This window comes from Priestia sp. SB1 (assembly GCF_038898415.1).
On record NZ_JBBJSS010000013.1, the window covers coordinates 31,313 to 43,795 of the forward strand.

General features: G+C 30.5%; 14 protein-coding genes. 6 read left to right on the forward strand and 8 right to left on the reverse strand.

Annotated features, from left to right (window positions below; translation table 11 throughout):
• Positions 1-148: 148 nt before the first annotated feature.
• Both WKH56_RS32065 and WKH56_RS32070 read left to right on the forward strand, forming a co-directional pair.
• Positions 149-619: a hypothetical protein gene (locus tag WKH56_RS32065; RefSeq protein WP_342837432.1), complete on the forward strand. Its 471-nt coding sequence runs from the start codon at positions 149-151 to the stop codon at positions 617-619.
• A gap of 283 nt (positions 620-902) precedes the next feature.
• Positions 903-1,733, forward strand: coding sequence for an STAS domain-containing protein (locus WKH56_RS32070; RefSeq protein ID WP_342837433.1), 831 nt, complete (start codon positions 903-905; stop codon positions 1,731-1,733).
• Positions 1,734-1,867: 134 nt separating this feature from the next.
• Here WKH56_RS32070 and WKH56_RS32075 read toward each other — a convergent pair whose 3' ends face one another.
• Together WKH56_RS32075 and WKH56_RS32080 are read right to left on the reverse strand one after the other, a co-directional pair.
• Positions 1,868-2,464 carry a hypothetical protein gene (locus WKH56_RS32075; RefSeq protein ID WP_342837434.1) on the reverse strand — a complete coding sequence of 199 codons (597 nt, stop codon included), beginning with the start codon at positions 2,462-2,464 and terminating at the stop codon, positions 1,868-1,870.
• A gap of 143 nt (positions 2,465-2,607) precedes the next feature.
• On the reverse strand, positions 2,608-2,805 hold the full coding sequence (locus WKH56_RS32080; protein ID WP_342837436.1) for a hypothetical protein: 198 nt from the start codon (positions 2,803-2,805) through the stop codon (positions 2,608-2,610).
• A gap of 1,007 nt (positions 2,806-3,812) precedes the next feature.
• Between WKH56_RS32080 and WKH56_RS32085 the strand changes: the two genes are divergently transcribed.
• Entirely contained in the window at positions 3,813-4,067 is a 255-nt protein-coding gene (locus WKH56_RS32085; protein WP_342837437.1) for a DUF4190 domain-containing protein, read from the forward strand.
• A 695-nt stretch (positions 4,068-4,762) separates the two neighbouring features.
• Positions 4,763-5,107, forward strand: a complete 345-nt coding sequence (locus WKH56_RS32090) for a hypothetical protein (protein ID WP_342837438.1) — start codon at positions 4,763-4,765, stop codon at positions 5,105-5,107.
• Between the two features lie 558 nt (positions 5,108-5,665).
• Here WKH56_RS32090 and WKH56_RS32095 read toward each other — a convergent pair.
• Positions 5,666-6,250, reverse strand: coding sequence for a DUF4030 domain-containing protein (locus tag WKH56_RS32095; protein WP_342837440.1), 585 nt, complete (start codon positions 6,248-6,250; stop codon positions 5,666-5,668).
• A gap of 228 nt (positions 6,251-6,478) precedes the next feature.
• Here WKH56_RS32095 and WKH56_RS32100 point away from each other — a divergent pair, with 228 nt between their 5' ends.
• Entirely contained in the window at positions 6,479-7,060 is a 582-nt protein-coding gene (locus tag WKH56_RS32100; protein WP_342837441.1) for a VanZ family protein, read from the forward strand.
• A 524-nt stretch (positions 7,061-7,584) separates the two neighbouring features.
• On the opposite strand, the gene WKH56_RS32105 is transcribed toward WKH56_RS32100, so the two are convergent.
• The 4 genes from WKH56_RS32105 to WKH56_RS32120 form a co-directional block, all read right to left on the reverse strand.
• Positions 7,585-8,217: a hypothetical protein gene (locus WKH56_RS32105; RefSeq protein WP_048022128.1), complete on the reverse strand. Its 633-nt coding sequence runs from the start codon at positions 8,215-8,217 to the stop codon at positions 7,585-7,587.
• A 237-nt stretch (positions 8,218-8,454) separates the two neighbouring features.
• Positions 8,455-8,646, reverse strand: coding sequence for a hypothetical protein (locus WKH56_RS32110; protein ID WP_088568260.1), 192 nt, complete (start codon positions 8,644-8,646; stop codon positions 8,455-8,457).
• A gap of 157 nt (positions 8,647-8,803) precedes the next feature.
• Positions 8,804-8,995 (reverse strand): hypothetical protein, encoded by a 192-nt coding sequence (locus tag WKH56_RS32115; RefSeq protein ID WP_342837442.1) that lies wholly within the window; start codon positions 8,993-8,995, stop codon positions 8,804-8,806.
• A gap of 473 nt (positions 8,996-9,468) precedes the next feature.
• Complete coding sequence (locus WKH56_RS32120) at positions 9,469-10,407, reverse strand: bifunctional helix-turn-helix transcriptional regulator/GNAT family N-acetyltransferase (RefSeq protein ID WP_342837443.1); 939 nt, start codon at positions 10,405-10,407, stop codon at positions 9,469-9,471.
• 672 nt (positions 10,408-11,079) lie between these two features.
• Here WKH56_RS32120 and WKH56_RS32125 point away from each other — a divergent pair.
• Entirely contained in the window at positions 11,080-11,250 is a 171-nt protein-coding gene (locus WKH56_RS32125; protein WP_342837445.1) for a hypothetical protein, read from the forward strand.
• Between the two features lie 196 nt (positions 11,251-11,446).
• On the opposite strand, the gene WKH56_RS32130 is transcribed toward WKH56_RS32125, so the two are convergent.
• Positions 11,447-12,355: a hypothetical protein gene (locus tag WKH56_RS32130; RefSeq protein WP_342837446.1), complete on the reverse strand. Its 909-nt coding sequence runs from the start codon at positions 12,353-12,355 to the stop codon at positions 11,447-11,449.
• Positions 12,356-12,483: the final 128 nt, after the last annotated feature.

Sequence of the window (12,483 nt, forward strand, 5' to 3'; positions counted from 1 at the left end):
CTGAGGAGAGACCATCTCTTTTTTTTCATATGTCATGCAATAGATTCTACAGTTAAATTGCAATGCTTTTCATAATAAAAACTAGCCTAAAGAGAATTTATATCCAGAGATATATGCTTATTCTAGGCTGAAAAGGACCCTAGAAGATATGATTGGACTTGCTATTGCTATTATCTTATTTAACTTAATTGCATTTATCACAAATAAAAAATTAACAGGGAACCAGATTTTTCATATTTGGACATTTACTATTGCTTTTCAACATATGTTTGATGTTTTTATTGATTTGAAATATCATGCCTACTGGTACTTTACAAAGCAAGCTGATTGGAAAGGAATTCTTGTCCATACTGTATTGCTTCCACCCGTCAACATGATGTTTCTTAATTGGTACCCTTTTAAAAGACCTATTAAGAAACAAATTTGCTACTTTACCTTTTGGTTAGTAGGTATTTTACTTTATGAGCTTGTTACATTACTTCCTGAACCCTGGGGGTACTTTCATTATGGTTGGTGGAATTTAGGTTACTCAGCCATTATTGATCCCGTTCTCCTCTTAATTGTACTAGGGTGCTATAAATGGATATGTAAGCTTGAAAACAACTTATCAAAATGTTAATAACAGGAAAATATAGCTGTATTATCAAAAAGAAAAACTCCTGAATCGTTAGGAGTTTCTCTTTTTTTAGCTTTAAAATGTAGAGTATTCTATTTGCACTTACAAAGATTATGGAATTTATCCATAACAGCTCCTTCAAAAGGTAGGTAATTGCTTCCTAAACTAGTTATAAGTCATTAAAAGGTAATAACGTGTGGTACAATGAAGAGCCAACCTTCCTTCCTTTAAAAGGTAGAAGGCTTTTTTATACCTTATATATTATAACTCTGAGGAGAAGTGCCTTGTGAAATTACTAAATATCCAACAATTACAAACTGTTAAAGATAAAATTATTCAACAAAAAGAAGAACTTGCAGATAAGAAGAGACAAGACCTTGCAGAGTTTCATCATATTCATACAGAACTAACACCTTTTCGAATTGACCTTTTAACGATTTACGCTCACTCCGTTGTCTCAGATAAAGAAACAGCTGCCAATCTCATTAAAAACTGGGCGAAAAAAATGGCCAACGTACTAGTAGAACGTGACCTTCCTTTAAACCTTGCTTTAGAAGAAATTAGTTACTACCGGGACATCATTGGAGAGATAATACTAGATGAATTAGATAAACAAGATATCTCCATTAAAGAGTTTTATTCTGTATTCTCCCACTTTAATGCAATTATCGATTGCGTAATACAATATATTAGTAAGTCCTATCTTAACGATTATAAGCAAAACATCCAATATGCTCAGTATGCCATCGATGAGCTTTCTGTGCCGATTGTTCGTATGACTGAAACAGTTGGTATTCTACCTTTAGTAGGTGATTTGGATACAAAGCGAGCTCAAATCTTGATAGAAAACGCATTAACAAAAAGTAGTGAGTACCATTTAGCTTGGCTCATTATGGATTTATCTGCTGTCCCTATTATTGATACCATGGTAGCAGATCAATTGTTCAAAGTTATAGATGGTTTGGGACTTATAGGAGTAAAGGTCGTGCTTAGTGGTATACGCTCAGAAATTGCTCAAACAATGGTAGGCCTAGGGATTAAGATTGATCATGTTAAAACCTTTGCAAGCTTACATCAAGCTGTAGCGTACACAAATGCTCTCAATAAAAGGATTTAAATAATATAAGCATAGATTAGATAAACTTCTTCCCCCCTATGATACTGCATGAAAAAAAGAGAAAAGTATTATTACATTTTACACGGCGTCTGGAATATAACTTTACTTGCCATAAAACACTGACCTTTTTGAAATCAAAAATGAAATGGGCTTATTTGTTTGATAACAAACGAAAGAGCAAAGGAAATAAACATGATTACTACTAACTGCTTCCGAGATTGGTAAAAGATCAAGCACAAAATAACAGACATTATTAATTCTTCAATGTGATTTAATACGATATAAAAGAACCCTAAGCCTAGCGAAAGAGTTAACATAAATGCGATAGGTAGTGCTGGTAAAGTCCAGGCTAGCCTTCTATGATTTCTAGCATGCCATACAATGACTCCAAGAAAAGGAGAAACTAGTGCAAGACCACTCCAATAAATAATGTCACTGGTTGAAAAAACGCCAAATAAATAAGCTGAATAGAGATAATAACTAATAAGCATTCCTATAAAAAAGAGCGACGTGTTAAGAGCAGCGCTGATCTGTGTTCTGCTGTATGCAGCTATAATTGTAGCAATTAGTACCCAAATACCTAACCTTGTAAATAGGTCTCCTAAGTACGAAGGAATATTCATTAACCAATTCCCATCGTAACCAGTGAAAGTATCTAAATACTTGGCGATTGTTCCTAACCCTACACCTATTACTAAACATATCGTAAAACCTACTAGTTGTTTTTTCATTTTGTTCCCCCAATAATCATCCTAAGCTTGTTATGCCCCCTGTTCATGTTGTAATAACGAACAATTACTTTGATATAACGGACCTTTTCAGATAACACTAAAAGTCAAAAATAGTAGGATCTCATGTTATTGCTTTTAGTCTGTCATTTTCCGCGGTTGTACAATACTAACGATAAGATTAACGAACTTAATATGATAGATAATGGAATAGCTCTTGCCATTAAAGCATCAGCAACATAATTACTGTAGTAAAGGTTAAACCATGCTGCTAAGAAAATAATAGTTAAAACCGTTAAAAAAATGTTAATGATATCTGTGAAAAAACACGTCAATTTGTTCATTAGAAAAGATTAACCTACTTTCTGTATGTGGAGTAATTCTATATGGCTAGAACATTTATATTGCCTTTTCATCGTACCTCCCTATAATATATACTAATTAATTACATAAAAGTTACATAATTACATTTATACAAACATCTCGTTGGAATTCGATTGTACATAACACTGCTGTTAAGGCGTGTAAGCCCCTAATGCTCTGTATCCAAAATAAAAAACTTCTAAGAAGGATCCGTCTTAGAAGTTCTTAGGAATTTTGTTCTCTTTTATAACTTTTTAACATACCACGAGTAAAATAGTATCTCAACAACTGACCCGTCACTATCATGAATAGTAAGCCCACACTCATTTCTCTCTTTTATCAGATAAAATGAATTTATCCAGGCATTCAAATAGATCCTCATGAATATTACACTTAAAATTAGCATGACAGTTCATAAATTAACAGCAATGCTTATCCATCCAGTTTCTCCTTAATTACCATTATAGATAGCTTATTATTTAGCATATAAAAACAAATAGGCCTCCAATTGTTAAATTTCTACTCATTTTCATATACTTCTTTTAAACAAATACAAGCTGTAGATTAGAAAGGTAGCTAATAAAGTTAAAGATATCCAATAAATACTCATTAGACTATTCGGAAAATAAGTACTAGCTCCATATAGAAAAAAAGCAGTAAGTAGAAAAAAACACATGAATCGACCTAAATAATGTATAAAGAAACGAATGCTTTCTTTCATTTTGTTTCCTCCTTCGAAAATGATTAATTATATCTTATCTAATAATAATCTAAAAACTTCTAAAATTATTAAATTATGTTAATATAGAGCAGTTACATATAAATTAGTGATGAGGTATATAAAATATGTTTGATTTAGGTGCAGCAAGCGCACAACTAGTATTTATAGTGGTAGTAATTAGTATTGGATGGTACATTCTTTCAATCATAAAGCGTAAACGAAAATAAGCAGGTATAGAAAAATCATTAACTTATTGGAGATAGAAACATGACACGAAATAATAGCAAATCTATTATCTCAATTCTATTTGGCGTTTTATCAATGATTGTTCCTTATATTGGTTTAATCTTTGGCGTAATAGGAATTGTTTTTTGCACAAAGAGCATGAAAGAAATGAAATCCACTAGAGAACGAGGCAAGAGCATTGCTGTTACTGGAGGAGTTCTCAGTACAGTAGGGTTAGTTATACAAGCTTCTGTATTATTTTTAGCGTTTTTAGGATATACAGCCGTTTTTTATTAATAATATATGATGACCTAGTACGATTGTGATTGCAAGTAAGAAAAAGAATCTATCTTTATAGATTCTTTTTCTTACTTGTTTTTGTTAGTTGAATTATTAATTGAACTATTAATCCAATGATACTGCCAAAGATAATAGAAATTATTCCTGTGAAGATGAAGGCAGATAGATCTTTTCCAAAGATTTGTGATGAAAAGACGAAAAAGATTAACAGCATTGGTATCAAAAAAATCATCATTTTTTTCATAAAAACACCTCTCAGAAACACTTTACCTTAATATTGCATAAAATCAATATTTAAACATTTAAATCTCCATCTTTTTAACATAAAGAACTAAAATATAGAAACTTTTAACAATTTTTAACGTAATATATATGAAGACTACTATATATTGGATGGTGAAAAAAGATGAACAACCAAGTACTAACTTTTGTACTTATACTATTTATATTTTCTATAATCCTGAACATTTTTCAGTATGTTCAAATCAAACGGTACAAACTGAACGAAAGATCTTTTAAAGTATCTTGGCAAGAAGCAATGAACTTAAAAAATTCTATAAGTTTGTTCGCCTGGTGGATGCTGGCATCTTCGTTAGCAATTGTACTTATTTTTGGTTTTGTTTCTTTCTTTATAAATTAACAAATAACTCTTCTTACTCAAAAAATAGATGGATATGAAAGGGAGGCCTAAATTGAAAAAGAATACGATAATTACTCTTACAGGAATAGTACTAACTGGGGCAGTGATTTTCTACTTTGTTACATTCCATGGATATGTCTCATCTGATAAATTCTCTGGTTTCCCTGTACCTGAAAATGCACAGTTAGTAAAAGAAAACGAACGTGTAGACATGTATGATTGGTCTAAAGCTTCTGAAGAAAATGGGATACCATCAGGATATAAATTAGTAATTAAATCAAAAGGATGGCAGGAGAAAGATCGAGAAGGAGCCTCTACTTATTATGAAAAAGGACCTAAAAAAATTGATTTAATATCTCAAACGAATGAATTAACCCTAATTAAAGATAAAAATTAAATATAAGTTAACTAAAATGAACTAGCCTTCAGGTGTTAGACACAGTTCAACACCTGGAGGCTAGTTCACGAACAGTATTCTTATCTACTTTTAATCAGCTTATAATATACACTTTAAGTTAACATGAAACGCGTTCTAGGAAGAGTGAACGATTCAAAATACTAATTTTTACTTGTTAGTCTTTTGAATATGTTAAAAAACGGTAATACACTTAATAAAAAGGTGTGATTTTTATCAAGCTTTTACGTATTACCATAATAGCTGCTGTTCTCTCTTTTATTGGTATTATATTTAGAATAATTTATGGTCAAATAATTGGAGATAAAGATATTCAAATAGAAAGTCTTATCGGACTTTTCATTGGTTTCTTTATTTCAATTTTTATAATCTATTATTTCAGAGATTATCGTAAAACAAACAAGTAACTTTACAATATAAAGCTTAAAATGCTTTGCCGATGCTATTCATTTCTAATCAACATAATCAACATTTTAGGAATAAATAAAGTCCCAAGAAGTATTATATAATTATTGGGACTTTATTATAGTTATGTATTCGTTAGCTTATTACTTGATTATCTTGATCATAGATAACAATTTTGTAAGAATCACCTTTAGTTTGCTCTTTTATTTCTTTAGTTTGAAGAAAAGTATTTACTTCTTTCTTAAGTTTTTCACTATACTCTTGGGCATTTCCATCAGATTTAGTGATAGGAGTAACGATAGCAACTGTAACAGGTTGATTTAATGGAACTTTAGTTATTTTGTAAGTTACATCTTTGTATTCTTTATTGTCTTGTAAATGTCCATAAACACGATTTTCAATCCTCAACCAACGATTCTCTTTTTCTAATTGTTTAACATTTCTCTCACGAACATTAACTTTATAAACGTTCAAACCATTCTCTTTCAATTGACGTATAATATATGCTTTTACCTTGTTCGCATCCTCCGTATCCTCTACCTCTACTTCTACGCTATTTGAGTCCGCCCCCATGCTTACAACTGCGTATTCATCAGACACATCATTGAGAATGGAATCTAAATCCTTATTCTTAGTACTTGAAGCTGTATTATCATTTTGACAGGCTGCAAGCACTAATGAAAGACAACTAAGAAATAAGATGTTTCTTATTAACCTCATTCTTTCCTCTCCTTATAAAATAATTGTTATATGTCGAACGAACCATACAATTATTTCATAAAATAGAAAAAATTAAAATAAAATCTTTATTTAGAAGTGAACAGCTCATACAGATCTAATTCTTTTTACATACCGACTATATGAAGGAAAGGACAGGTTATTTGTATAATATGCTATAATTGTCCTTTTAGTTATCTTAATGCAAGAAATCTTGAAAGGTGTAAAAAAATGTTAACAGAAGTGTTTCCTTTTATTTATGGTTCGTGGGTTTTAGGTATTGTTATATTCATTCTTTTGTTTAATTGTATATTCTTAAAGAAAAGATATAAATTTGAAAAGGTTTTTATGTTGTTATTGTCAATCTTTTATTTTATAGGGTTGCTATCTGTAACATTCTTTCCTATGCCTGTAGATGATAATTTAATACAATACCGAATTAGTAGTGGAGACAATGAAGTAAATAACTTTATTCCTTTAAAATCCATTATTGGAGCAATGGATGGGAATTTTATCATGTCAATGATTCATCAACTAGGTGGAAATCTTATTTTGTTGTTTCCTTTGGCAATTTTCATTCCAATTTTATTCCCTAAACTAATAAAATTTAAGACAATTGTACTTATAGGTTTTTTAGTTTCTCTTCTTATTGAATCATTACAATTTACTATTTCTTCAATCATAGGATTTACATATAGAAGCTTTGATGTAGATGACTTACTACTAAACACCATTGGCGTTGGAATTGGTTTTCTATTCTATAAATACATATATGTGAAGGTTTTAAGAGATGAAATAGTTGGATTAAAATAAAAACAGCCCATTTTATGGCTGTTTTTATTTATCTCTCAAGCCTTTAGGCTTGAATGCTATATTTTCTTGGTAAGACTAATTTACTGAGTATAAAAATAGATGTAGGTATTAATTTAAATTATATGTATGTATTTTTATAAATCTACATAGAACACTAACTTATTCTTTCTATTCTAGTAAACAGATTCAAATATACCTTATCCATAATCTGTATCGTATTACCCTCTTGAAAATGTAAAATAATAAAAAATTTCTTGAATTTCTAAAAGTAGCTTATTTATAAAAGGTTTATTATCATACAAACTAAAAAATAGGTTGCTCATAAAGTGAAACCACCTTATTGAGCAGCCCATTTCTCTTGTGTAAAGTTAATTCTGAAATTAAGAATTATAAAAAATTAATTATTATTTCTAGTTGTCCACCAATTTTTAACTTTAAATAAAGCCCAAATAATTAATACAATCAATAGAGGAACTATAATCATTCCTGAACCAAATCCCACAATAACCCCTCCCGTTAATTACTTATGGTGTAAACATTGCAGCTACTTGATTTCCTTTAGCATATGCAGTGCCTTTTACAATCATGTTAAAGTTCGTTACTGCCCCACTGTAATGAGAACCATTAGAGAATGAGACCGTTTTCGTACCACTCTGAGTCATAGTCCTAGAGTATATTTTACCAACTTTTTTATCTCCAAGTAAACCATAGGCTGTATGAGAAAGGGAAGCTACAAGTTTTGTACTCTTTCCCTTAGTGACTTTTGCAGTAAACTGTGCACTATATCTATTATTAAGAGGGTTGTTGACATTAGCATATAAACTTCCCTTTATGTTAACACCTAGTCCTTCAAAAGTTTTGGGTACATCAAAATTTCTTTTTCCACTTCCAATAATTACTTTTGTAGACATTTTTCCTGGCTCATTTTGTTCAACACTTTCTGTATTTTCGAGAATAAACTTGGCATCTTCATCCGAAAAAGGCTCTCCAATATCATACTTCTCATTAATCTCAATTATTCTTTCTGTGACTGGATCAATGTCTACTTCTACATTTTCTTCAGCATGTGATACTGCTGGTAAAGCTGAAACAATCATAAATGTCATAGTTAACAAAAAAGACATTCTCACTAAAAATTTACTTTTTAAAGCTTTCATAAACCGCATTCTCCTTTTTTAGTAATCTTTAACTAAAACAAATACTACCATAGTTTTTATTAACAAAAAAGGGTTTTTTTAACATTTATTACTAAGATATTTACACTTATTCTTCTTTATAATTAAATTTTAATGCTTACTAAAGAGCGCATGTCTTATAGCTGTAGTCAACATAAAACCATTTCTAGGTACCACAAAGGAAACTTTATGTCCCATAGATAATCCTTTTTCTAACTTTTAACTTCTTGTTCCATTTTCCTTAACTGCTTTATTACGTTTTTTCCCTAAAATTATTTTTAAATGAAGTATACATGCTAATAATCCAACACTAACAATAACCCAACGCATAAACCCTTCAAATTGGGGATCAAAAATATTTATTAAAGCTATTATTAGTCCTACTAACATCCCAATATAATTTAAATGCAAATACAGCACTCCTAACTATCACTTACCTAATAATTACATTATATCAAAATTTATGTATTTATTCAGAATGAATACAATATACCAATCCAGTTACCATAATCCAGATTCCCGGAAATAAAAAGCTTATCTACCTATAGATAGATAAGCTTTTGTCATTCTAATTTAATTCTGTTTTGTTTCGTTTAACTGTTACATTTATAATTTCTCCAAATGCTATTCCTGCAACTGCTACAGGAATAAACAGTTTGAAAGTATTAGTAGAAATATCTACACCAAACGCTACTAAAAGCAGATAACCAAATAAAAATCCTGTTAAAATAAATGCATATTTCTTTGTGATCTTTTTCAAATAAACACCTCTTTTTCTTTATAATTACATTTTAACACATTATAAAGAGAGAGAAATGAATGAATAAGATATACAAAGGTAGTTAACATAATGTCTCTTTCCGAAACACATCAAAAAAGAGAACCCTTATGGGAGTAAGGGTTCGAAAGAGGTCTCAATTATGAGTTATGCAGCTTTTTATACATCGTTGATCTCACAAGGTTTCTCTCGAAGACGGAGGCAAGAGACATGTATAAAAAGCGCACGCTTTATTCATATGCTTGTACGGTAAAATATAGTCTTTATGAAAGTAATATGTTATTATATTTTTGCACATGCATTTTAATAGTGAAAAGCCACCTGTCCTGCAAATACTGGGTGGCTTTTTATCTTGCTAATCATTATCCACTCAAACAACACTTTCGAATATCATAAAGCTTACACCCAGTGTAAATGAATCTACAATTCAACATTTGGAATTAAAGGTTTTGTTGTTACAGAATTTTCTGTTCGTTGGAAAGAAAGTGATCCCATCGCTCTTCAATTAAAGGGCTTCCTGTCCATTCCTCATTTGGCTTCTCTTCTGTTAATTCAAAACCGTACTTTTTGTAAAGATGACGAGCTGCTCCAAGGATGCTTACTGTCCATAAAAAGATATGGCGGTAACCTTTTTCCTTGCAGAAATTCATAGCAGTCTCCATTAATTTCTTTCCTAATCCCATTCCTTGATATTTTTCATCCAGAACAAACCAGCGTAATTGAGCTACTGTATCTGAAGATTTAGTAATGGCAATTGAACCAGCAACTTTGCCATCTACTTCAGCAATCCATAGGTCCCCTCCTTCGGAATTAATCATAAATTCTGTTAACCCTTTCATAACGTAATACTCAAACATTTGTCCAAATTTGTATGTTCCATCATAAAGTTGTCCATGAAGGTGAGCCACGTAACCAACATCCCCAGGCTTAAATGAACGAATGGATACTTTTGGTTGAGAAGAATGTTTTTTGGAGAATATACCTTCGATAATTTCCATAGATGTTAGCAGCTTTGATAAGTCAGCATTCGAAATGTCCTGTATCATTTCTCCAACTTTTTGGTTTGAATGTTCAACTAGGTCTTTGTGGATTATTTCTCCATAATCAGTTAGATATAATAGGTATTGACGTTTATCGATTGATGATTGTTTTTTTATAACTATTTTTTCTTCTTCAAATCGTTGAATAATCCTACTCATATAGCCCCGATCTATTCCCAAAGTTTCTCCCACTTCAGTGGATGTACATCCACTTCTTGAATGAATCTCATTTATAACCCGAGCTTCTGTAAGTTGAAAGGAGTCATTATAAATTTCTTGGTCTAATTTCCCTAAAGTATTTGCATAATATCGGTTAAACTTTCTTATTTTTTCTACACCCTTGATTGCATTCATTTAAGTAACCCTCCTCGAGGTTATTGTTTGACTCAGTCAATTATATTGTATGTTTTATGATTGACTGAGTCAACTATATAATAAGAGGTGTTTTTTTTTGCTTTATTCCTTTAACTTTTTAAAATAAATTCAAATACACTGTCCATAAAAGTATACCTTTACGGACTTTTCGGTGTTCTTGCAATACGTTTTATGTTAACTAAAGTTAAATATCACATCTCGTCTATAAAGGTAAAATACTTTTTATACGTCCATAAAGATTAAATTTATTAACTAAATAGACATTTGGTCATTTGATTCTAAATAGTCTAAAAAGGTGTACCTTTTTAGATGATAGAGAGTTATAGAAAAACTCACAATTTGTCGTCACATAAAGTAAATGGTGAAACCTTATTAATAACTAACATACTTTAATATTTACTCAACAAATAATATCACTTAAATAAAGTTGTTTTAAAAGAGGTTATTCAATTAAAATATTTATTTTTAAAGTTATATGTATATGAATCTACAAATCTGGCAAGACTACTAACGTGTTCCCCTTTTCCAATAAATTTGAAATCCTTTGCCTGATGGGCAAGGGATTATTTTTTAAGTTAATTTACTTTTATTGGTTGTTAACCTGAATAAAAGGGAACTACACATATTAATAGCACACAAAGGAGATATGCATTGGAAACAAATTACGGGTACTATACTGGATCTCTGTTCGTGAGGGAATTAGAACGTTTAAAAGGAGAATATATTCAACTTGATCTCGACGATATGAAAGTAATGATGAGGCAAGACATTTTACTTTTAGAAAAAGCAATGGATATGTTGTGTAAGAATAAAGTGTATTAAATTGAGCAAACTATTCGAGAAGTCTTTTAGGACTCCACTTACAACCTAATATTTATCAGTAGAAAAAGCCATCTTCCCCAAAGATGGCTTTTTCGCCTTTTAGTTAACATAAAACGGCTTCCAAGAAGCGTCAAAAACCCACTTCAGGGTCTCATCTTATTATGAAGTGGGTTTTAATTAATATATAACGTAACTTTTAAATTTTAGTGTTAGCAGCGTCGAGATCAACTACATCAGGAACATTCTCATAAGCAGAATTAGCATACTCTTGAAGTTTTTTTAGAAAAAGTAGAATCTCTGTACCTTCCATTTTGGCATGAGTAAGATGAAAAATATTATCTTTCCCAATATTAAGCTCATCTTCTGATAAGTATAAAGGCAACGTTCGGAATACATACCAGGGATAATAAAGAGAGATGAATATTTCTCTAAAATAAATTCCATTTTCACCAATAATAATACCGTCTGTCTTCTTTAAAGGAAACGTACATAAAAAAGCAACAATCTCTTTATTAGGTTGTAAATTAAAATACTTTATTATTTTCTTTTTCAAATCTGAAGGAATATGCTGATTTACTAACAGGCCATTATTAGGCTCAAAAGCTTCTTCATATTTCTCAAATAATGTACTTATATTCATCAAGTCATTATACGTTACAGAAGAAGAAACATTGTGCGGTTTTACAAGTAATTCGTACGAATATTCGTTTAAGAAATCTCTTATACTTGTTAAAAGTTCTATAAATAATGGGATTGGATACGTATTTCCTCCACCTATTAAACATGCTTTTCTATTGTCGAAATGAACTTCGACATTATTTTGAACTGTAATTTGATTGACTTTACCGAATTCAGTCCATTCAATATTGCCTAATTCACCACTTAGATTTTTCCACCTTAACCCCTTATCGGTAAAACACACACCAATTTTCCCCGATCCAAATATCGTACAGTCGAGAAAAGCAACTACTTCTTCATTATTTGAAATGTTAAACCTTTTATTTGCCTTGGATAAAATAGAGAGAGGAATTTCTTCAATAAAAAATTTGTCTTGCTGATACCTTGAGCATAATTCGGTTAAATAATTGAATTTTATATTGTGCATTTCGACAATCCCCGTTCATTTTAATAAATATTCCAATATCTATTAAAACACAATTTTTAACTTTTATTCCATTAAAGTGAAAAAAGTAACTGCAATGTAGTAAAATAAATATGTTATATACTGTAATT

Coding starts and splice junctions, on each gene's coding strand:
- WKH56_RS32065 (WP_342837432.1), top strand. CDS start 149: ATGATTGGACTTGCTATTGCTATTATCTTATTTAACTTAATTGCATTT.
- WKH56_RS32075 (WP_342837434.1), bottom strand. CDS start 2,464: ATGAAAAAACAACTAGTAGGTTTTACGATATGTTTAGTAATAGGTGTA.
- WKH56_RS32080 (WP_342837436.1), bottom strand. CDS start 2,805: ATGAACAAATTGACGTGTTTTTTCACAGATATCATTAACATTTTTTTA.
- WKH56_RS32085 (WP_342837437.1), top strand. CDS start 3,813: ATGACACGAAATAATAGCAAATCTATTATCTCAATTCTATTTGGCGTT.
- WKH56_RS32095 (WP_342837440.1), bottom strand. CDS start 6,250: ATGAGGTTAATAAGAAACATCTTATTTCTTAGTTGTCTTTCATTAGTG.
- WKH56_RS32100 (WP_342837441.1), top strand. CDS start 6,479: ATGTTAACAGAAGTGTTTCCTTTTATTTATGGTTCGTGGGTTTTAGGT.
- WKH56_RS32105 (WP_048022128.1), bottom strand. CDS start 8,217: ATGAAAGCTTTAAAAAGTAAATTTTTAGTGAGAATGTCTTTTTTGTTA.
- WKH56_RS32120 (WP_342837443.1), bottom strand. CDS start 10,407: ATGAATGCAATCAAGGGTGTAGAAAAAATAAGAAAGTTTAACCGATAT.
- WKH56_RS32130 (WP_342837446.1), bottom strand. CDS start 12,355: ATGCACAATATAAAATTCAATTATTTAACCGAATTATGCTCAAGGTAT.